Origin of the sequence: Hyphomicrobium sp. (assembly GCF_036780825.1) — a bacterium.
In the GTDB taxonomy this organism is placed as follows: Bacteria; Pseudomonadota; Alphaproteobacteria; order Rhizobiales; family Hyphomicrobiaceae; genus Hyphomicrobium_C.
Genome location: NZ_DAIQCD010000002.1, coordinates 30,611 through 51,180 on the forward strand (window position 1 = coordinate 30,611; position 20,570 = coordinate 51,180).

21 protein-coding genes are annotated in these 20,570 nt (G+C 65.1%); 11 read left to right on the forward strand and 10 right to left on the reverse strand.

The annotated features are described in order from the left end of the window. Nucleotides 1-37 precede the first annotated feature (37 nt). Nucleotides 38-1,057 (forward strand): thiamine pyrophosphate-dependent dehydrogenase E1 component subunit alpha, encoded by a 1,020-nt coding sequence (locus tag V7P99_RS01325; protein WP_333793022.1) that lies wholly within the window; start codon nucleotides 38-40, stop codon nucleotides 1,055-1,057. Nucleotides 1,058-1,069: 12 nt separating this feature from the next. Further along, nucleotides 1,070-2,098 carry an alpha-ketoacid dehydrogenase subunit beta gene (locus tag V7P99_RS01330; protein ID WP_333793023.1) on the forward strand — a complete coding sequence of 343 codons (1,029 nt, stop codon included), beginning with the start codon at nucleotides 1,070-1,072 and terminating at the stop codon, nucleotides 2,096-2,098. Between the two features lie 14 nt (nucleotides 2,099-2,112). Here the strand turns inward: V7P99_RS01330 and V7P99_RS01335 are convergent, their stop codons facing one another. From V7P99_RS01335 to V7P99_RS01375, 9 genes are all read right to left on the reverse strand, one after another. Beyond that, nucleotides 2,113-2,634, reverse strand: coding sequence for a DUF2478 domain-containing protein (locus V7P99_RS01335; RefSeq protein WP_333793024.1), 522 nt, complete (start codon nucleotides 2,632-2,634; stop codon nucleotides 2,113-2,115). 223 nt (nucleotides 2,635-2,857) lie between these two features. Further along, complete coding sequence (locus tag V7P99_RS01340; protein WP_333793025.1) at nucleotides 2,858-4,183, reverse strand: porin; 1,326 nt, start codon at nucleotides 4,181-4,183, stop codon at nucleotides 2,858-2,860. A 111-nt stretch (nucleotides 4,184-4,294) separates the two neighbouring features. Then, a complete protein-coding gene (locus tag V7P99_RS01345; protein ID WP_333793026.1) occupies nucleotides 4,295-5,572 on the reverse strand; it encodes a beta-ketoacyl-ACP synthase in 1,278 nt (425 codons plus the stop codon). 7 nt (nucleotides 5,573-5,579) lie between these two features. Further along, nucleotides 5,580-6,809 carry a beta-ketoacyl-ACP synthase gene (locus V7P99_RS01350; RefSeq protein ID WP_333793027.1) on the reverse strand — a complete coding sequence of 410 codons (1,230 nt, stop codon included), beginning with the start codon at nucleotides 6,807-6,809 and terminating at the stop codon, nucleotides 5,580-5,582. A gap of 54 nt (nucleotides 6,810-6,863) precedes the next feature. Next, nucleotides 6,864-7,889, reverse strand: coding sequence for a zinc-binding dehydrogenase (locus V7P99_RS01355; protein WP_333793197.1), 1,026 nt, complete (start codon nucleotides 7,887-7,889; stop codon nucleotides 6,864-6,866). 84 nt (nucleotides 7,890-7,973) lie between these two features. Beyond that, entirely contained in the window at nucleotides 7,974-9,254 is a 1,281-nt protein-coding gene (locus V7P99_RS01360) for a beta-ketoacyl-ACP synthase (RefSeq protein WP_333793028.1), read from the reverse strand. Nucleotides 9,255-9,265: 11 nt separating this feature from the next. Further along, a complete protein-coding gene (locus V7P99_RS01365; protein WP_333793029.1) occupies nucleotides 9,266-10,489 on the reverse strand; it encodes a beta-ketoacyl-ACP synthase in 1,224 nt (407 codons plus the stop codon). Continuing rightward, on the reverse strand, nucleotides 10,489-10,956 hold the full coding sequence (locus V7P99_RS01370; protein ID WP_333793030.1) for a 3-hydroxyacyl-ACP dehydratase FabZ family protein: 468 nt from the start codon (nucleotides 10,954-10,956) through the stop codon (nucleotides 10,489-10,491). Before V7P99_RS01370 ends, V7P99_RS01365 begins: the two co-directional genes overlap by 1 nt. Before the next feature lie 13 nt (nucleotides 10,957-10,969). Further along, entirely contained in the window at nucleotides 10,970-11,251 is a 282-nt protein-coding gene (locus V7P99_RS01375; RefSeq protein WP_333793031.1) for an acyl carrier protein, read from the reverse strand. Between the two features lie 195 nt (nucleotides 11,252-11,446). On the opposite strand from V7P99_RS01375, the gene V7P99_RS01380 reads away from it, so the two are divergent. The 9 genes from V7P99_RS01380 (at nucleotide 11,447) to serC (ending at nucleotide 19,542) form a co-directional block, all read left to right on the forward strand. Continuing rightward, nucleotides 11,447-12,673, forward strand: coding sequence for an SDR family oxidoreductase (locus tag V7P99_RS01380; protein ID WP_333793032.1), 1,227 nt, complete (start codon nucleotides 11,447-11,449; stop codon nucleotides 12,671-12,673). 81 nt (nucleotides 12,674-12,754) lie between these two features. After that, the gene (locus V7P99_RS01385; protein WP_333793033.1) at nucleotides 12,755-14,923 is read left to right on the forward strand and encodes an HAD-IIIC family phosphatase; all 2,169 of its coding nucleotides are present in this window, start codon (nucleotides 12,755-12,757) and stop codon (nucleotides 14,921-14,923) included. Further along, complete coding sequence (locus tag V7P99_RS01390; RefSeq protein ID WP_333793034.1) at nucleotides 14,924-15,178, forward strand: acyl carrier protein; 255 nt, start codon at nucleotides 14,924-14,926, stop codon at nucleotides 15,176-15,178. A gap of 202 nt (nucleotides 15,179-15,380) precedes the next feature. Next, nucleotides 15,381-16,073 (forward strand): Crp/Fnr family transcriptional regulator, encoded by a 693-nt coding sequence (locus tag V7P99_RS01395; RefSeq protein WP_333793035.1) that lies wholly within the window; start codon nucleotides 15,381-15,383, stop codon nucleotides 16,071-16,073. A 223-nt stretch (nucleotides 16,074-16,296) separates the two neighbouring features. Beyond that, entirely contained in the window at nucleotides 16,297-16,413 is a 117-nt protein-coding gene (gene pqqA, locus V7P99_RS01400) for a pyrroloquinoline quinone precursor peptide PqqA (RefSeq protein ID WP_333793036.1), read from the forward strand. Between the two features lie 45 nt (nucleotides 16,414-16,458). Further along, nucleotides 16,459-16,746, forward strand: coding sequence for a pyrroloquinoline quinone biosynthesis peptide chaperone PqqD (gene pqqD, locus V7P99_RS01405; RefSeq protein WP_333793037.1), 288 nt, complete (start codon nucleotides 16,459-16,461; stop codon nucleotides 16,744-16,746). A 10-nt stretch (nucleotides 16,747-16,756) separates the two neighbouring features. Next, nucleotides 16,757-17,866, forward strand: a complete 1,110-nt coding sequence (pqqE, locus tag V7P99_RS01410; protein WP_333793038.1) for a pyrroloquinoline quinone biosynthesis protein PqqE — start codon at nucleotides 16,757-16,759, stop codon at nucleotides 17,864-17,866. Between the two features lie 83 nt (nucleotides 17,867-17,949). Then, nucleotides 17,950-18,453 (forward strand): urate hydroxylase PuuD, encoded by a 504-nt coding sequence (locus V7P99_RS01415; RefSeq protein WP_333793039.1) that lies wholly within the window; start codon nucleotides 17,950-17,952, stop codon nucleotides 18,451-18,453. Between the two features lie 18 nt (nucleotides 18,454-18,471). After that, nucleotides 18,472-19,542: a 3-phosphoserine/phosphohydroxythreonine transaminase gene (gene serC, locus V7P99_RS01420; protein ID WP_333793040.1), complete on the forward strand. Its 1,071-nt coding sequence runs from the start codon at nucleotides 18,472-18,474 to the stop codon at nucleotides 19,540-19,542. A gap of 29 nt (nucleotides 19,543-19,571) precedes the next feature. Here the strand turns inward: serC and thiO are convergent, their stop codons facing one another. After that, nucleotides 19,572-20,570, reverse strand: a complete 999-nt coding sequence (gene thiO, locus V7P99_RS01425) for a glycine oxidase ThiO (protein ID WP_333793041.1) — start codon at nucleotides 20,568-20,570, stop codon at nucleotides 19,572-19,574.

Below are 20,570 nucleotides of genomic sequence, written 5' to 3' on the forward strand. Positions count from 1 at the left end.
GTAAGGCAATGCCAGTCCATCGTTTGGATTGGTGCGAATGTCTGTAAACGGTTCCCACTGCCGTGTGGCGTCGATCGCGGACGCAAGGCCAGCTTTCGACAGCGAGCGCCAGCTCGCGCTCTATCGCAAGATGGTGCTCATCCGGAAGGTTGAGGAAATGCTCGGGAACGCCTCGCGTGCCGCCGAGCTGCCGGGGCCGGTACACCTGTACGTTGGACAGGAAGCGATCGCGGTGGGCGTCTGCGATCACCTCAGGGTTGACGATTGGATCGCCAGCACCCATCGCGGCCACGGACATTTTCTTGCAAAGGGCGGAGACATCACCGCCATGGTGGCCGAGGTCTTCGGGCGTGCCAGCGGTATTTGCGGCGGCCGCGGAGGCTCCATGCATGTGGCGGACTTCTCCCGCGGGATCATCGGGGCCAACGGCATCGTGGCGGGCGGCCTCGCTCTTGCGGCCGGCGCTGCGTGGGCCGCTCAGCTCGAGGGCAAAGGTCGCATCGCCGTGGCCTTCTTCGGAGACGGCGCATCCAATCAGGGCGTGCTGATGGAAACGCTGAACCTGGGCGCGCTTTGGAAGCTGCCGCTGGTTCTTGTCTGCGAGAACAACGGGTTCTCCGAATTCTCGCCGACCGGCACCGTCACTTCCGGCCGCATCGCCGAGCGTGCTGCCCCGTTCGGCATTCCCTACCGGACCGTGGACGGTAACGATCTCGAGACGGTGTGGCAAGCCTCGGCCGAAGCCGTCGCCCATGCCCGTTCGGGGGCGGGCCCGATCCTCATCGAGTTCGAGACCTACCGCCTGCGCGGGCACATGGAACAGGAGATGGCCTTCCTCAGAGAGGCCTATCGCTCGCAGGAAGAGGTCGAGGCCAGGGAGGCGCTCGATCCCATCCAGCAGCTTCGCGCCAGAATGCTCGCCCGTGGGCAGGTGTCGGCGGAGGATCTCGCGCACCTCGAATCCGAGGTGGAGCAAGAGGTCGCTCGCGCCAAGCAAGGCGCCAAGGCAGCGGCCTGGCCGGATGCGCGAGGCGCCGCCGATTTCATGTTTGCCTGAGAGGATTCGCCGGTGGCTAGAAAACGCATGGTGCAGGCCATCCAGGACGCGCTGGCCGAAGAGATGGAGCGCGATCCGCGCGTCGTCGTGTTCGGCGAGGATGTCGAAGCGAGCATGTTCGGCGAGACGGCAGGCTTGCGCGATCGGTTCGGAATGGAGCGGGTGCGCAACACGCCGATCTCGGAAGCCCTGATCAGCGGCATGGCGGTCGGAGCCGCTGCCGCTGGCTACCGGCCCGTATGTCACCTGATGTACGGCAACTTCATCTACACGGGCTTCGACGCGATCGCGAACCAGGCTGCCAAGCTCCGCTATATGACCGGCGGGCAGGTGAAGCTGCCGCTCGTCTACATGGGCGTGATCGGCGGCGGCAAGTCTACGGCCGCCCAGCATTCCGATTGCATCTATCCGGCGCTCATGAATCTCGGTGGCGTGAAGGTGGTGGTGGCCTCAGAGCCGGCAGACGCCAAGGGCCTGCTCAAGGCGGCGATCCGCGACGACAACCCGGTGGTGTTTCTTCAGGCTGCCGGACGCAGCCGGGAGCAATATCTGGTTCCGGATGAAGACTACGTCGTGCCGCTTGGCCGGGCAGCCATCAAGCGCCAAGGGCGGGACATCACCATCATTGCCATCGGCGCCATGGTAAAGCAGGCGCTGATTGCCGCCAACGAGCTCGCAAGCCTCGGCATCGAGGCCGAGGTTCTCGATCCGCGCACGTTGTTTCCGCTCGATGAGGAAGCGATCCTGGTGTCCGTGTGGAAGACGGGCCGCCTCATCGTGGTGGACGAAGCCCACAACACCTGCGGCGCGGCGAGCCATATCTCGGCGATCGCGGCCGAACGAGCGTTCTCGGCCCTCAAGGGGCCAGTGCGCCGGCTCACGGTCGAAGACGTTGCAATGCCGTTTTCGCCGCCACTCGAAGAGGCGCTTCGTCCCGGAAAGAGAGACATCGTGCAGGCCGCGCTGGCCATGGTGCACGCGGGAGGGGGCCAGGTTCGCACCCCTCATCAAAGGCGCGATGAGAGCCACGCGCCGTCCTGATTGCGGTGCGTTCGTTAAGCCGGTGCCCTGCTGGATGCGGCGGTTTCGCACCAGCGCAGGACCTCGTCGCGGCGATGAGGCAGGAACAGAGGCTCCTCGCCGATGAAGCTCGCCCAGGAGTCGAGATGGATGCGCTTCAACCCGACCAGAACGGGAACTCCGAGCACGGCCGCGTTCTCGATCATCGACCGGAAGCCACGGCCGTCGCTCTCCTGCTTGGCGAAGCGGTTGAGAATGACGAGACGCGTATCGGGATCGAGCGATGCCCCTGCAAGGCCGGCGGAATCCTCGAGTGCTTCGGTATCGAGGCGGCATCCCGGCACGGTCGGGCCAAGGCCATCCGCCGTCTCGATACATTTCCCTGTGGCGAGATCCTCGAGGGTCATCTCGCACCGGCTGTTGCGTGGAGCGCTCGGCGATTGAACGACGCCCGCAAGCTTCCATCCATCGGCCCGCAGGTGATAGGCCACCTCCGCGAGGAGCGCGTCCACCGTCGGGCCCTGATCGCCCTCATACAAAATTGCCGCGATGTTCATTCGTCCGCCTCCAGGCTCTCACCGTGCGATCTGGGATGGAGCCAGACGCCCGGACAGCCCACGTTGACCTCTATCAAGCAGGATGCGCAATCCTAGAGCCTGATCGGTGGACGCAGCATGCGACCACCGAGAACGTGAATCAGTCTCTCAAACAAATATTTAGAGTGCTTCCGGAAAAGTGGAAACCGGTTATGGCGAAGCCATGCAAGCGAAGTGTCCGGCATTAGAAGTTGATCAGGCCGCCGAAGCTTATGAAGTCGGCATCCTCGAGATCGGCGACTGTGGGGGAAAGCGCCGGCCCGCTGATCTCGGCTTCGTAGTGCTGCACCTTGAGATAAAGCGTCATGGCCGCCGCGTCGATCTCCTGGGCGATGCCGCCGCCGAACCGGTCGAACGTGCTCGACGTAGCGCCGAGCGCTAGGGCCGCCGGGCCGAGTTGATCGCTGTAGCGGGCGAAATCGCCATAGACGATGGTGGCGCCGAGAGACGTCCACGCCTTGCGGATGCCGGTCTTCACGTACCAGTGCTCGCCGTTCTCGGCGCGGCGGCCATTCAGAAGCAGCGTATTGTTATTGTTCTCATGCCCATAGGCGGCGTGCACGAAAAGCCCGCTCTCGAGATGCTGCACATAGCCGCCAATCTGGAAGAATTGCGTATCCTTGCGGTCTGATACGGCCCCGCCCGTAATGACTTCGTCGCGCATCTCGGTATAGCCGGCGCCGAGGGCGAGCTTGAAGCCGGAGACCTCCCCGGCGTAGCGGGCTGCAACCTCCCAGAAGTCGTCCTCGCCCCAGGAGGCCGAAACGGAAAAGCCTCCGAACGCCGGACTGTCGTAGCGGATGCCGTTCATCACGATGCCGCTGCAGTCGCCCCCGAGCGGAAGGGACTGAGCATAGCAGAAGGCGAGTTGGCCCCATGTAAGCGCGGCTGGGCTGAGGTCGCCCCCGGTCCGGATCGTGAACTGAGGGAAGCCAGCGAGAAACGTGTAGTTGTCGATGATCTGCGTGCCGGAGAGATCAGTGAACATGGCCGCGCTCTTGGCGGCGTGCGCAAGCCGTCCGACGGAGACCTTGCCGAGATCTTCGTTTTGCAAATACCAGAACGCCATCTGGGTATTGAGCCCGGCGTTGTTAAAGGGATTGTTCTGGTTCATGGCGCTAGGGCCGCCGGAGAAGGCGTTTCCGGTGAGATCCTGGAGGCGCAGCATGTAGCCGGCGGTCCACCCCGGCATGATGACGGCCTGGCCGTTGAACTTGACGTGCGAGGTCTGGGTTGGTCCGAGGCCGTGCAGATAGGCGTTGGTCTCGCGTCCATCGTCCCACACGGTGATCTCATGGGCGATGTAGCCTGAGATGGTGAGCGAGACTTTGCGGTTCCCTTTGCGCGCGGCCGTGGACTCGAGCTCCGCAATCCGCTCCTCGAGATCGGCGCAACAGGCGGCACCGAGATCGGCCCCGGTCGCCGGGGACGATCCTACGGCTGCGAGCCCAAGTAGCGCCGCCAGGCTAAGCGCAACCGGGCGATAGCCCGCCGATGTAGAAACTCGCATGCAGTGGTTATCCCCGTCGGATCTATCCCAGCCGTCGCTTGAACCGGTCGCGACTCAGCGCCGTCATTCTGCACCAGCATGCCATAGCTCACCTGATGCGGATCAAACGTTTCACAGGGCTCCGAGCACGAGCGAGACGTTCTGCCCCCCGAACCCGAACGAGTTTGAAAGCACGGTGCGCACGGTCGCTGGGCGTGCTGCGTTGGGCACGGCGTCGACTGGGATTTCGGGGTCCGGCGTCTCATAGTTGATGGTGGGGGGGAGCACCCCGTTGGCGATGGTGAGCAGAGAGATCACGGCTTCGATCACGCCGGCCGCCGAAAGCGTATGCCCGATCATGGATTTGCTCGAGCTCACCGGCGTCGCGTCGAGGTGCTCGCCGAGCACGGCCCGGAGCGACAGGTGCTCCATCTTGTCGTTCTCGGGCGTGCTCGTCCCGTGCGCGTTGACATAGTCGATCGCGTCCGGGGCGACACCGGCATCGGCAATCGCGTTGCGGATAGCGCCGATGATCGCCGTCCCGTCTGGCTTCGAGCGGGTGCGGTGATAATCGTCGGCTTTTTCCCCGCAGCCGAGGACAACGCCAAGGATCCTCGCGCCCCGTGCGACGGCCGCTGCGTGGGATTCGAGCACGACGGCCCCGGCCCCCTCCGCCATAACGAAGCCATCGCGATCCTTTGAGAATGGGCGCGAGGCCGCGGCCGCGGGATCGTTCCGGGTCGAAAGCGCGGAGAGCAGCGAGAAGCGGATCAGGGCCTCGATCTGCACCGAGCTGTCCGTGCCGATACAAAGCGCGGCATCCGTGTCGCCACGCCGGATGGCTTCGACACCGAGCTGGATCGCCGTCGCCCCAGAAGCACAGGCCGTCGAGACCGAGATCGGAAGTCCCCGTGTGCCAAGCTCGCCCGCCACCTGCTCGGCGACGCTCGCAAACTGGGAGATGGCATGAAGGTCGGGCCACGTGCCGTCGCGGGCAGCGGCGAGAAGGCGTTTGTAACCGGTCTCGTTGGAGCCAGCGGACGCATCGTAAAGCGCACGGCGCTGTGGCCATTCGATCTCGGCCGGTGGTGTCGCGAGATAGAGCGGGCCCGGAAATACGGCCCGCGAGCCGATGCCGGCCTCTCCGACCGCTTCCGTTCCCGCGGCCAATGCCATCGCAGCCGAGAGCGCCGACGCGGAGTAAGGCGAAACCTCCGGGAAATCCACCGTGCCGGCAATCGTGGTGCGCAGCCCTTCAGTTGGAAACCGGCTGATGGTGCGGATGCCCGACTGCCCTGCAACGAGCGCGTTCCAGTTATCGGCCTTGCCCCGGCCGAGCGATGTGACGAGCCCCATGCCCGTCACGACAACGCGCGGGCGGCCTTTGCTGTCGCGATATGCTTTGCTCATGACGTCCTCACTCGACAGCTTCTAGAAGCGCCAGGCCTTCGCCGCGCCAGTGGCCCACGCCCGTGACCAGCACGCGGCCAGGAGCGCCGACAAATGGGCGCTCGACGGCTCCCGTCCCCGCAGCCCCTGGTGCGGCACCTCGCTTGAGAGCCAGGGCCGCAAGCGCGACACCGAGGGGAAAGTGTGCTTCCACGCCATGGCCGAAGAGGCTGCCGTACGCACGCACGGCTGTGTCTTGATCCTGTGCCGTGAGGTCCGTGAGAAAGGATAGCTCCTCACTGGTGGCCGGCTCGGCCCCGCTTGCGCCGCTCAAGATCAGCAGAGGCGCTTTCGCGCTGGTGGGGGCGTCGATGCCCGCGAACAGCTCGGCCATGGCGCGGGTCGTTTCGCCGGGCGCCCGGCCAGCTTTCTCCGTCTCCGCGGCCAGGATGCGTGCGTACGGCGTGACGCTACGGGCCTCCGCATGCGCACGTTGCTCGAGCACGACGAAGGCGCCGACGCTGCCGGGAATGAAGCCTCCGCCGTTCTCACCACGATCCCACACGGAACGGAATGGCCCGCGCCATAGATTGTGGCCGATCTCGTAGCCGAGCAGCAGGTCCTCGCGCTCGGCGTTGAGGGCGCCGCCGACGAGCGCAAGGTCCGCCTGGCCAGCCCGTATGCGGCGCACCGCGTTGTCCACCGCGGCGAAGCCGGCGGCTTCCTCGCCCATGAAGGTACGCGAGGAGCCGGTGACGTTATGGACGATGGAGATGTTCCCCGCGAGCATGTTGGAAAGCTGCGCGAGAAAGAGCGTCGGACGGAGCGCGCTCGGCAGAATCTCCTTGGCGAGGAGCGCGGCATCGTCGCGGGGGCCGAGCTTTTCCAGAACCTCACAGTCGACCTTTGTGTCGCGCTCTCCGCTGCCGGCCGCAACGACGAGATGTGTCCGGTCGAGACGCTCCGGATCGTGCGCGATGCCGGCGTCCGAAAGCGCCAGCCCCGCAGCGTAAACTCCGATGCGCTGCCAGAGCTCCATCTGCTTCTGATCGCTCTTCTTCGGGATCTGGCTCGAGACGTCGAGCGGCACCAATGGGTGCACCGGATAGGGTGCATAGCGCGCCTCCTCGAGATTGGGCGGCGGCGCGGAGGCACCCGCAAAGAGCGCCTCGAGATGGCTCGCCGTGTCGGCGCCGAGGGAGCTTACGAGTCCGACACCGGTGACCCATATCTCGTTACTGTCTGTCGTCTGGCTCACTGCGAGCCTCCAATTTTCAACGCATGATCCAACGAAGGGGCACCCGGAACAGCTCTAGAGAGTCACCACGATCTTGCCGAAGACATCGCGCGCCTCGAGCCGCGCCAGGCCCTTATCCAGGTCCTCAAGCCGTAGGGTAGTGTCGATCACAGGCGCGACGAGGCCTTTGCCCATCTTCTCCATGACGCTCGACATGTTGCTCATGCGGCACCCGAAGCTGCCGATCAGGCGCAACTGGCGCTGAAACAGCAGATAGAGGTTCGTGCTTGCCGAGACGCCGGTGGTCGAGCCGCAAGTCACGAGGCGTCCGCCGCGCGCAAGCGAGACGATGCTGCCCTCCCACGTCGCCGGTCCGACGTGCTCGAACACCACGTCCACGCCCCGGCGTCCGGTGATCTTGCGCACCCGTCCCTCGAAGCGTTCCTCGCGATAGTTGATGACGTGGTCGGCGCCGAGCGACGCCGCCTTCTTCGCCTTTTCGGGGCTGCCGACCGTCGTGATCACAGTCGCGCCCGCGGCCTTGGCGAGCTGGATCGCGGCCGACCCGATGCCGCTGCCGCCCGCGTGCACGAGAACGGTCTCGCCGGCCTCGAGCCGGGCATTGTCGAACAGCATGTGCTCGACAGTACCGAAGGTGATCGGCGCCATCGCCGCGGCCACCACATCGAGGCCCTTGGGGGCTTTGACGGCAAGGCGGGCCGGCACATTGATGCGCTCGCGCAGGAAGCCGTCGATGTGAAAGCCGTACATGGCGGACTGGCCGTCACAGAAATTGTCGCGCCCCTCGCGGCAGGCGGCACATGTGCCGCACGTTTTTGCGCCGTAGAGGGCAACCACGTCGCCGCGGAACAGATGCTCGACTTCATCGCCGACGGCAATCACCTCGCCGGCGGCCTCCGCGCCGAGGATGAGCGGCAGCTCGCGCTTGGCGAAGGCCATGCCGCGCCAGCTCCAGACATCGATGTGGTTGAGGGCCACGGCGCGGATGCGGATCGTCACCTCGTCGGGCGCGGGCGGGGGCGGATTGTCGATCTCGCGAACGACGACATAGCGCTGCCCGCGCAGCTCGGCTGTCCTCATGGTCGTGCTGCGCATCCGCGCTCCTTCGCTACCGTACATGATGAAATTCCTTCCCGATCTTTGCTGTCGCGTGTCCACGCCGCGTCATGCGGGCTCGCCTGAGAAGACGACGCACACGTTCTGGCCACCGAAGCCGAATGAATTGGAGAGCACCCTTTCCACGCGCGCCGCCCGGCTGACGTTCGGCACCACGTCGAGCGGCAGCTCTGGATCGGGCTCGTTGTAATTGATGGTCGGCGGCAGCATGGCGTTGCCGAGGGTGAGTATGGAAATGACAGCTTCCACGGACCCTGCTGCGATCAGCGTATGGCCGAGCATGGACTTGTTGGAGCTGATCGGAGTGCGGGCTAGATGGTCGCCCAGGACGGCATGGAGCGAGATGTATTCCATCTTGTCGTTCTCCGGCGTGCTCGTGCCGTGGGCGTTGATGTAGTCGATCTCCTCGGGTGCCACGTCCGCATCGTCGAGCGTCTTGCGGATGGCGCCGATGATAGCTGCGCCATCCGGCCCCGACCGCGTGCGGTGATAGTCGTCGGCCTTCTCTCCGCAGCCGCGCACCACCGCCAGAATGCGGGCGCCGCGGGCCTTCGCCGCGCTGTAGGATTCGAGCACCAGCGCGCCGGCACCTTCGGCCATGACGAAGCCATCGCGCCGCTTCGAGAATGGCTTCGATGCCGCCTCCGGCCGGTCGTTCGCGGTCGAGAGTGCCGAAAGGAGAGAGAAGCGGATCAGGCCTTCGGGATGCACGGTGGCATCCGTTCCGATGCAGAGCGCCGCCTCGGTGTCTCCGCGCCGGATGGCTTCGAGCCCAAGCTGGATCGTCGTCGTGCCCGACGCGCAGGCCGTGCAGACGGAAAGCGGCTCGCCCTGCGTGCCGAACCGCTTCTGCAGACTGTCCGCGATCGAGGCGAAGCGCACATGCCGCGCAAGATCGCCAAATGCCCCCGTGCGCGCATTGGCGAGAAGCCGCCAATAGCCCGCAAGCTCCTCATCCGGCGCATCACCGTAAAGCGTATTGAGGTGCGGCCATTCGAGCTCGGACGGCGGCGTGGCGACGATCAGAGGGCCCGGAAAGCGCGAGGGCCGCCCGATGCCAGCCTGAGCGATCGCTTCACTGGCGGCCGCCTCGGCCATCGCCAGAGAAAGATCGTGAGCCGAGTACGGGGCGACGAGGTCGTCGACGGTGCCCGCAATCGTGGTCCGCAGCCCATCGGTGGGAAAGCGCGTGATCGGCTTCACGCCCGAATTCCCGGCGAGGAGCCGGCTCCAGCACGCGCTCGCGCCGACGCCGAGGGAGGTCACGAGCCCGATGCCGGTGACGACCACCACGGGCCGCCCTTTCCGGTCGCGCAGATCGTTGCCCATTTCGGCCGCCCTCACCATGCCGGCCTGACGAGCGCCAGGGCCTCGCCGCGCCAGTGGCCGAAGGCGGTGACGAGAATGCGCTCGAGGCGGGCATCCGTGGCACGCTCCGCATCCGACGTATCGAAGGGCGGATAGAATTTGTCCTTGGAGATCGCCAAAGCCGCCAGCGCGAGCCCGGCAATGAAGTGCGCTTCGAGCGAATGGCCGAGCATGCTGCCCCACGCGCGGACAGCGGGCGTCTTCCGAATCGTTGCGAGATCAGCGAGAAACTGACGTTCTTCCGCTGTCGCCGGCTCCACACCGCTCGCTCCCGAAAGCACGCCGACGGCTCCGTCGCCGATATCACGCTCCGCTCCGAGACGGTGTAAGAGACGGCCTGCAGCAGCGGCCGCGTCTCCCGGTTGTCGTCGCGATCTCTCGGAAACGACACCCGAGAGACAGGCATAAGGCACCGCACCGCGCCTGCGGGCGTGGTCGCTCGCTTCGAGCACGAGGAATACGCCGAGGCTGCCCGGCACCATGCCGCCGCCATGCGCGCCCCGCTGCCAGACGGAGGCGTAGGGTCCGCTGTAGAGGGCACCGGCGAGCTCCGCGCAGAGCAGAGCGTCCTCCCGCTCCGCATTGACCGCGCCGCCGACCAGAAACACATCTCCCTGGCCGGCCTCGATCCGCGCTGCCGCGTCTGCGACGGCCGAAACCCCGGCCATCTCCTCGCCCTTGAAGGTTCGCGAGGATCCCGTGGCCTTGTGTACGATCGAGATGTTGCCGGCGAGAAGGTTGGAGAGCTGCCCAAGGTAGAGCGTCGGCCGCAGTCCGTTGGCGAGCGCCTGATTGAGATAGCCGCCTTCTGCGCAGCCGCTTCCGGTGCCGCCGAGAATGCGCGCATCGAGCGCGAGGTCGCGTTCGCCGTTGCCGGCGGCGATGCAGAGATTGGTCCGCCCGAGAAGATCCTCGTCGCCGGAAAGCCCGGCGTCGGCCAGCGCCAGGCCCGCGGCATAGACGCCGGTCTTTTGCCAGCGATCCATCTGGCGCTGATCGCTCGTCCGCGGAATCTGCGTCGCGAAGTCGATGCCCGCGAGCGGATGAACCGTATAGGGCGCGAACCGCTCCATCTCGAGGACTGGGGCCACCCGTGCGGTCTCCGCGAGCGCCTGCCAATGCTGTGCCGCGCCCGCGCCGAGCGAACTCACGAGGCCGATGCCTGTGATCCAGACGTGCTCGCGCACGTTCGGCATTATCCGACCTCCGCCGTCTTCAGCTTCAGGCGCTCGCCTTCGCGCCGGACGTGCTGCGCGAGCGCTTCGGAAGGAAACGGCAGGGTGCGCATGGTGAGCTGGGAGTCGCTGACGCGGCCCCCGTTGCAGAGGATGCTGGCACCCACCACCGCATACCCCGAGCCGGCGTGAATGCGTGTCGCGGTCACCTTCAACGTCGATCCCGGGAGCACGAAGGAGCGGAAGCCCGCGGTTTTGACGCCGGCGAAGAAGGGCATGCGGTCGAACCCGTCCAGCGTCATGATGAGGTATCCGGCCGCCTGCGCCATCGTCTCGAGCAGAAGCACACCCGGCATGATCGGATGGCCCGGGAAATGCCCCTCGAAGACGGGGCTTTCCATCGGGACGCGCGCGACCGCGACGAGAGAGGCGCTAGCCCTGTCGAGGCTCTCGATCTCGTCGAGCATCTGAAAGTATTCGAGGCGCATGATTGGCGCCGTTTCAGTGGGCTGTGGCGACGCGAATGGAGTCGATCTGGGCGCAGAGGTTGCCGACGATGAAATACGCCTCGCCCTTGTCCTTGCCCTCGTTCACGCGGGCGATCCAGTCTTCCACGGGAAGCTTGATCCCGAAAGTTTGATCGATCTCAAAGGCGATGTCGAGAAAGGCGAGGCTGTCGACGCCAAGGTCGTCCTTCACATGGCTCTCGGGTGTGATCCGCTCTATGGGAACGTCGCTGCTCGAGGAGATGATGCCAGCAACGGTTTCGAAGGTTGAGGCCATGTGCCTGCTCCCGGATGTGGTTGATTGCGAGGAAACCTCACCGGCTGTGCAGCGGTCCTCAGAGGGCGGGGATCCCCGTGCGCCAGCCTTCCCGGCTACTAGCAGCGGCGCCGGGCGCCGCGCTTAACCGAAGTCAAATCCGCTGCGCGTAGCGGCGGCTATCGCTTGGGGCCACGCGCAACCGGAACCACGCCCATGCCCCCGAGCGGATCAGATCGCCTCCTGGCGTTGAAAATCGGCCAGACCGAGAGCCTGTCCCGCACGATCACGGGCGAGGACGTGGCAGCGTTCGCGCGTCTGTCCGGTGACCACAATGCGCTGCACGTCGACGATGAGTTCGCCGCCCGCACGGAGTTCGGCCAGCGCGTCGTACACGGTTTTTTGAACGCGAGCCTGCTGTCGACGCTGGTCGGCATGAAGCTGCCCGGCCGTGGCGCGCTTTACGTGTCGCAGAGCATCGCGTTCACGAAGCCGGTCTTCATCGGCGACACCGTTGAGGCGCGCGCCACCGTGGAGGCCATAGACCTCGACACGCGTCTCGTCACGTTGCGCACGGAAATCCTCCGCTCGGATCAGGATTGCGTCATGCGCGGCACGGCGACGGTGAAAGTGCTCCGCCTTGCAGAGTCCGATCCAGAGTCCGAAAAAGAGTCGGCGGCACCGGTGGCCGAGTCACGCCTTCTCGAAGGCCAGGTCGCGCTCGTAACTGGCGCGTCGCGCGGCATCGGACGCGCCGTGGCGCGCCTGTTCTGCCAGAATGGCGCGAAGGTCTGGGTCAATTACCACAAGAGCCGCAGCGCGGCGGAGACGCTCGCTGAGGAGATTGCGGCGCATGGCGGCATCTGCCGCCCGGTCCAGGCGGACGTGACGCAGGAGCGGGATGTCGCGCGCATGATGGAGCAGGTGACGGCGGAAGGCGAGCTCGACATCCTCGTCAACAACGCCGGGCCGAAAATCGTCTCGTCCCCATTTGCGCGCCTCGCTTGGAGCGACATGGCCGGAGCCTACGAGCAGATCGTCGGCAGCGCCTTCCGCGTCACGCAGGCCGCCCTGCCGGCCTTGAAGCGGCGCCGTGGAAAGATCATCACCATCGTGTCGTCGGCGGCGCTCGGCCGCACGGCACACAACTGGCTGCCCTACGTCACCGCCAAGAGCGCGCTTCTTGCGATGGGAAAGAACCTCGCCCAGGAGCTCGGCCCGGACGGCGTCAGTGTCAACATGATCTCCCCGTCGCTGGTGGAGACCGATCTCGTAGCCAACGTGCCGGACCGCATGCGGGAGATGACGGTCTCGCGCACGCCGCTCCGCCGTCTGGCGCGGGCGGAGGATGTGGCCGGCGCGGCCCTGATGCTCGCCTCCCCGTATGCCGCCTTCATCACCGGAGAAAACCTGCTCGTTACCGGCGGCGAGCACATGCTTTGAGGTGAGCCTATGCCATCAACCTTTCGCCACCCACAGAGCGGAGACGGCGCGCCGAACAGGCGCCAGCCATCGAGAGCACCCGTGGCGGACGACAAGATCGACGAAATCGTCGAAGCAGCCATCGCGGCGGCGCCCGAATGCGTACGCGAGCGCGTCATCCTCCCGGCCATCGACTGGTCCCGGGTGACGCCTCACAAGGTGGGCCTGCTTCTATCGTCGCTCGAGCAGGCCTGTCTCACCATTCCACGATGGCTCGCGAAGACTCTTCTCCTTGCCGGCCACACCCTCGAAGGCGACGCAGCGCGGACGCTCCCTCCAGGCCTCGCGGCGCTGAACAGGCTGAACGATGCGATGGGGGAACAGGGCGAGCGGGAGGCGGCCGCTCTCATGCTCGCCGCCCTGATGCAGGGCGCCGATCTCGAGGCGGACGTCGTGACCGCCCTCGTCCGCCGCCTCATGGCGCTGAGTTGGGACGAGGATGCGCTCCGCCTGGCGCTCGCGCACTTCCACCACGCGCCGCAGGTTTTGAAGATCGCCGGAGACCTTATCGGCGCGCATATTGAAACGCTGCCCCGCCTTCGGCTGCGCGTTGCGGGAACGTCGACGACATGGAGCCTGATCGATGCGTTGCAGCCAGCGTTTGCCGCCGGCGGCCATGGTGCCGTAATCACGGAAACCCCGTTCGCGAGCGCGCTTGCGGAAATGATGCAGCCGGCCGATGACGCCGATGCGCTGCTCGTTCTACTGGACCATGAGGGCCTTGCACCTTGCGACTGGCGGGCCGGGTCGGCCGAGATGGAGGCCCGGATTTCGGAGTATGCCGACGCGCTTGAAAACGCTCTCGACGCGTTCGCCGCACACTCGCGCATGACGCTGCTGATCAACACGCTGCCCGTGCCATCGGCCCCCACGGCTGGCTTCCTCGACCGCCGGCACGCTCTCGGCCTCCGCCATGCAGTCGACCTTCTGAACGCGCGCCTTCTCGAGGCCGCCGAGCGATCGGGCCGGATCGTTGTCATCGACTCGGATCAGGTGCTCGCCTCACTGGCGGCGCGCGAGCACAGCGATCCCCGGCTCTGGTACTATGGTAGGATTGCCTATTCGGCGGATGCCGTGCGCCTTTTGGCCTATGCGTATGCGGAAGGCTGGCGGCTCATGAAGCGCGGCCCGGCGAAGGTGCTGGCCATTGATTTCGACAATACGCTGTGGGGCGGCGTCTACGGCGACGATGGGATTGACCGCCTTGCATGCGGCCACGAAGCGCCCGGCAATGCCTTCCGCGCCATGCAGCAGGAGTGCCTGAGGCTCAAAGGCCAGGGCGTTTTGCTGGCGGCTCTGAGCAAGAACAACGCCGACGCCATCACGGTGTTCGAGCATCATCCCGGAATGATCCTGCGTGCGGACGACTTCGCGGCGACGGCGATCAACTGGGAGCCCAAGCCGCAGAACATCCGCAAGCTCGCGGCTGAGCTGAACCTGGGGCTCGATAGCTTCATCTTCATCGACGACAGTCCGCATGAGCGTGAGGCCATGCGCCAGATCTGCCCTGAGGTTTTGGTGCCGGAACTGCCGCAGGACCCGGCACAAAGGCCAGCCTGGCTCAGACAGCTCACCGCGACGTGGCCCATCCGGCTCACGGCGGAGGATGAGACGCGGGCGGGGCTTTACGCCGTCAGCCGTGAAGCTGAGCGCGTGAGGCAAGGCGCCGCAAGCCTCGACGACTATCTCGCAAGCCTCGAGCAGCGCCTTGTGCTGAGTTTCGTCAACGACAGAACCGTCGCGCGCGCCGCCCAGATGCACCAGCGAACCAACCAGTTCAATCTGACCACGCTGCGCTTGACGGATGCCGAGATCGCGAGCCTGTCCGGCGACGAGGCGGGCAGCTTGGCTGTGCTGGGGTCGGTCGCGGACAGGTTTGGCGACCACGGCATCGTCGTGGCCTCAACCGTGAGCATTGACGGGATAGATGCGGAGATCCGGACCTTCCTCATGAGTTGCCGCGTGATCGGCCGAGAGGTCGAGCGGGCGTTCCTGGGAGAGCTGATCCGGGCGCTTGCGAAGCGCGGCGTGAGGCGCGTCCGGGGCACCTACAGTCCGACACCGAAAAACGCCATGGTCCGCGATTTCTACGCCTCCTGCGGGTTCGAGCAGGTGAGCGCCGAGGACGATGGAACGACGACTTGGATCCATGCGGGCGGCGCCGAGAACGCGCCAGCCTCGCGCCATGTGGCGGTAAGCTGGGAGAATTGAATGGACGTGTCTGCATCCGGAACGAGCCTCTCCTATCCGGAGATCGTGACGATCTTTGCGGAGGTCTTCCAGCATACGGAGCCTCTCACGCGCACGACCTCGCCCGACGACATCGGCCGGTGGGATTCGCTCCAGCACATCGCTCTGGTTCGTGCCCTGGAGAGCACGTTCTCCGTCCGTCTTTCGATGGACGAGATGATGGAGATCCGCAGCGTCGGAGATATCGAGACTATCCTGCAGCGCCACGGCGTTTAGCGGAAAAGGCGTGAAGTCAAGGGGCGCAGAGCGGGGCTACTCGATCACCCGAATTTGATCGCAGGGGCCGCGCGCGCCCCGCGGTTATTTGCGCAAGATCAAGTTTGGTCCGCCGAGATGCCGCAAGAGAAAGTGCCAAGGTAATCGCTTAGGAAACAGGTTCCGGTTCGCGGAATGGCATGCGAGCTGGGCTCTCTGGATCATGGACGCAGCTGACTGGGATATCATCAAGTCCACGCCGCTTTTCGGTGCCATGGCATCGAAAACAGCGCAGTCGCTCGTGGGGCACACGCCGGCCCGCCTCTATGAGAAGGGCACGACGCTCTTTCTGCAAGGAGAGCCGGCCGAGGCCTTCTACATCGTTCTCGACGGATGGGTGAAGATCTATCGAACCACGCCCGATGGCCTTGAAGTCGTGCTTCACGTCTGCACCAGCGGCGAGACGTTCGCCGAGGCCGCGATATTCCTCGGTGGCCGCTATCCGGCGAGCAGTGAGATCGTAGCTCCGTCACGTCTGCTTAGGATCGATGGCGCGGCCTTCCGCGCGCGCATCGAGGAGCGGCCTGCCCTCGCCATGTCGATGCTCGCCTCTGCGTCCTATCAGCTCAAAATTCTTGTCGAGCAGATCGAGCAGATCAAGGTGCGCTCGGCCCCGCAGCGGATCGCGGACTTTCTCGTCCGCATGACCAAGGTGCGCAAAGGGGCTGCGGTGATCGAGCTGCCCTTTGAGAAGGGATTGCTGGCGAACCGCCTCGGCATGAAGCCCGAGAGCTTCTCGCGGGCCCTGGCGCAACTGCGCGCGCAGGGCGTCACGGTCGACCGCGGGACGATCTCCATCGCCGACATCGGCCGTCTTCTGAGCTACGTCGAGTTCACCTCCGAAGGCGACCAGTAAGGCATGGAGCCCATCCGCTGCGCTCGCGAGCAATCGCGCGCAACGTCAGTGAGATGCCTCCTCCCGCTTTGATGCCGACGTATCAAAAGCGCGTGAGTGCAGCCATTTCAGGCGAAACCACCCGCTCCGGTTTAACAAATATCAAACTGCCTCCGACGGTGTGCGGGATAGTGCGCCGGGTGCCGCAACGGCCCCTCTCGTCACGACATAAGGAGGAACGCAGATGAAATACCTCGATCCCGCCTGCTTCGACGGCAACGTCACCCTGACCTGGGTCGCACCCGCCTATTGCGACGTGCGTCTCGGCTTTGAAGTGACGGCGTACGTTTACGTTCGCTGATAGGGGGAAAGGCCCGCGTTCGGGCCTCTCAGCGTGGAGGAGCACATGGAGGCCGAAAGGCAGCTCAGACCGGAGGACGCGGTCGAGCTCAATCCGAACTACCACTTCCGATGGGAAGAGCCGCAGCAAGCCCATGTGCTCCTCTATCCCGAAGGCATCGTAAAGCTAAACGAGACCGCGGCTGCAATTCTCGAGGCGTGCACCGGTTCGGCTTCGATCGCTGACGGCTCGGCCGAGCTCGCCCGCCGTTATAACAAGCGCAACATTGGCGCTGAGGTTCTCAAGTTTTTGGAGGTCGCCCATGCCAAAGGCTGGATCCGGGTTAAGTCTTGACGGCCTGGGCATGCCCCTGTGGCTGGTGATCGAGCTGACCTACAAATGTCCGCTGAAATGCCCCTGGTGCAGCAACCCCGTCGACTTCGACCGCTATCGTAATGAGCTTTCCACCGAGGAGTGGAAGGAGGTTCTGCGTGAGGGGCGGCGGCTCGGATCGCTGCAGCTCGGCTTCACGGGCGGCGAGCCGATGCTCCGGCGCGATCTCGAGGAGCTTGTCGCGGAGGCCGATGGTCTCGGCTACTACACGAACCTGATCACCTCGGGTGTCGGTCTCAATCAGCAACGCCTGAAGGCTTTGAAGAAGGCGGGTCTGAAGCAGGTGCAGCTCAGCATTCAGGCCTGCGATCAGGAGCTGAACGAAAAACTCGTCGGTCTCGACGTCTTCGAGCACAAGGTCGCGATCGCCCGTGCCATTAAGGCCGAGGGGCTGCCGATGGTGCTCAACGTGCCGGTCAGCCGCTACAATATCGATCAGACGGAAGCCTTCATCGATCTCGCCGCCGACCTTGGCGTCGAGTACATCGAGTTCGCCAATCTGCAGTACTACAACTGGGCGCTCTTGAACCGCGCGGAGCTGTTGCCCACGCGTGAGCAGCTCGCCCGCTCGGAAGCCGCTGTAAACGCCGCCCGCAAGCGGCTCGGCAATGGGCTCACCATCTATTACGTGGTGCCCGACTATCACGACAATCGCCCCAAGGCCTGCATGAACGGATGGGGATCGATCCATCTGACGATCGCGCCCGACGGCACCGCGCTTCCCTGTCAGGAGGCACGCCTCATCAAGGACATCGAGTTCCCCAACGTGCGCCAGCACGGGCTCGACTGGATCTGGAATGAATCGTCCGCCTTCAATCAGTTCAGGGGCGACTCCTGGATGAAGGAGCCGTGCCGGAGCTGTAACGAAAAGGAGAAGGACTTCGGCGGCTGCCGCTGCCAAGCCTATTTGATGACCGGCGACGCCGCCAACACGGATCCCGTGTGTGCAAAGTCGCCTCATCGCCATCTCATCGACACGCTGATCGCCAAGGCCGAGACCCGCGTCGGCGGAGGCGCGAAGACGCTGCTCATGCGCGAAGGGGGCTATCCCCGGCGCACAGGCGCTCAGACTAAGATTTAGAAGAGCGCAGCCTCGAACAGGCCATCGCATGGCGCGTGTTTAGACACGCGCTATGCATGCGCCGGAGCGCGAACGGAACGCACATGGAATTCGCCATCATCGATATTTCGGCACGGCTTCTGCACGTTGCTGGCGTCATCATATGGGTTGGCCACAACTGGGTGAATGTGGTGCAGACGCCGGTGTTCCGCCGCGTTCTTCCAGCCGATCCTCCCGACGCAGTGCGGAGCGTCTTCATCTCCGCCTCAAAGCGTGAGCACGGCATCTTCCGCCATGCGTCGCTGATCGTCCTTGCGACCGGCCTTTACATGCTATGGCGGCGCGGCGATGTGGCCGAAGCGCTCATGCTTTCGGGCTCCTCTGCAACTCTTGGACTCGGCGTATGGACGGGAACGCTCATGGTGCTGAACCTGTGGTTCGTGCTGTGGCCCCACCAGAAGAAGGTGCTTGGCTTCGTTCCGGCGTCGACAGATGAACGTCTCAGATGCACCCGCATTACGTTTCTTTCGTCGCGCACCAACACCGTGCTCTCGATGGTGACGCTGCTGCTGATGATCAGCGGTGCGCACGGCGTTTCCCTCTTGTGAGGGGGGAGGCCGCCCGCCATGTCGGTCCTGAGTTTCGCCTCCGCTGCCTCGACGCTTCCGGGTGAAGTTCTCAGTGCCCTCAGCGCAGACATCGTCGAGTGGAACGGGAGCGGCCTTTCGGCGCTTGAGCTGCCGTTCACCGGCAAAGAATATGCGGAGATCGCAGCTCTTGCTGAACATGATTTGAGGGCGCTTCTCACGCTGCCCAACAACTATCGGGTCCTGCTCCTCCAGGGCGGTGCGTCGGCGCATTTTTCTCTGCTGCCGATGAACCTTTTGGGCGGCGCATCGTGCTGTGACTATGTCGCGAGCGGACACTGGTCACGCCGGGCGATCGTGGCCGCCCAACCGCATGCCAAGGTGCGCATCGTCGCCTCGGCCAGCGAGGACGCCTTGCCCGATCCGCGCTGCTGGGACCGCTCGGCGGACGCCGCCTATTGCCACTACACGACCAACGAGACCGCGGACGGCCTGCAATTCCAGACCTTCCCCGGCGCGTCAGACGTTCCGCTCGTCGCCGACATGACCGCTGACTTCCTGACCCGCCCCGTCCCGGTGGAACGCTTCGGCCTCATCTACGCCAGCGCTCAGAAAAATCTCGGCGCGGCCGGCCTCACGATTGTGATCGTGCGCGAGGATCTCCTCGGCCGCGCATGGCCGGGGACGCCGCCGCCGTTCGACTATGGGCGTCAGGCGGAAGGCCGGTCGCGCGTCAACACGCCTCCGACGTTCTCCGTGCTTGTAGCGAGCCGCATGCTCGCCTGGCTGCGCGCCAAGGGCGGTTTGGACGCTGCAGCAGAGAGAAGCGCAGCCAAGAGCGCCAAGCTTTACGCCGTCATCGACGACGGCGGTTTCTATCAGGCTCACGCGGCGCCCGGGCATCGCTCGGCGATCAGCGTCTGCTTCCGTCTTCCGCATCCGGCGCTTGATCGCATGTTTCTGGAGGAAGCCGAGGCCGAGGGGCTATGTCACCTGCAGGGTCACTCCGCCGTCGGCGGGATGCGAGCCTCGCTCTACAACGCCGTGCCGGAAGCGGCGGTGGATACGCTTGCGGGCTTCATGGCCGACTTTAAGCGCCGGCGCGGATAGCGAGAGACGCAGGCACCGAGTAGCGGGCGTTACTCTTCGCTGATGAGCGGGCTCAGCGTAGAGCCTCCGGCAATATGATCCGCAACGATCTCGGCCAAGGCGGGGGCGAGCAGAAAGCCGTGGCGGTAAAGGCCGTTCACGACGATGCGTCGCCCGCGTGCGATGATCCCCGGAACGTTGTCGGGAAAGGCGGGTCGCACACCGGCGTCGATGGCCACGATGCGCGCATCGCCGAACGCCGGGTGCAGTGTGTAGGCGGTAGCGAGAAGATCCATTGCGGAGCGCAGCGTCACCGGCCCCTGCTCGTCGCTCTCGATCACCGTCGCTCCGATCATGTAGGTGCCCATCTCCCACGGCACCACATAGAGCGGTGCGCGAGGGTGAAGCAGGCGAACGGGGCGGCGGAGCGAGATCAGCGGGTTTTGCACCACGAGGCGCTCGCCCCTCACGCCGCGGAGACGCGCGATCTCCTCGCTTGCGCCCATGCCGCGGCAATCGATGACGTAGTCCGCGTCAGCCTCGTCCTGCCGGCAGTCGTGATCGAAGGAGATGCGCGCGCCGAGCCGCCGAATGGCGCGCAGAAGAAAGCCTGCCGCGGCGGCCGGCTCCACATGGGCTTCCTCCGCATAGAAGAGGCCACGTTGGAAGCGCTGCGCGAGATTCGGTTCGAGCGCCCCGACCTCATCTGCGTCGAGCGACCGGTAACCTTCGGTCAGGCGGGAGAAACGGATAAGCTCGCTTTCGTCTTCCCGGTGCGCCACCACCAGCGTGCCGTTGCTCACGACACCCGGAAACGTTGCCCGCCAGATGTCGAGCGATCGCAACCCGAGATCCTGCACGATGGGTGGGGCGGCCTCACGCTCGCAGAAGGGCGCCAGCATCGCGCCGGCATAGGCGCTTGCGGCTTTTCCGAAGGGGTTCTTGGCCCGGTCGGAGAGATGTACGGCATGCCCTCGAAACGCGAGCGTATAGGCTTGCCAGAGGCCCGCTATGCCAGCACCGATGATGGAGACACGAAGCGTCGTCAT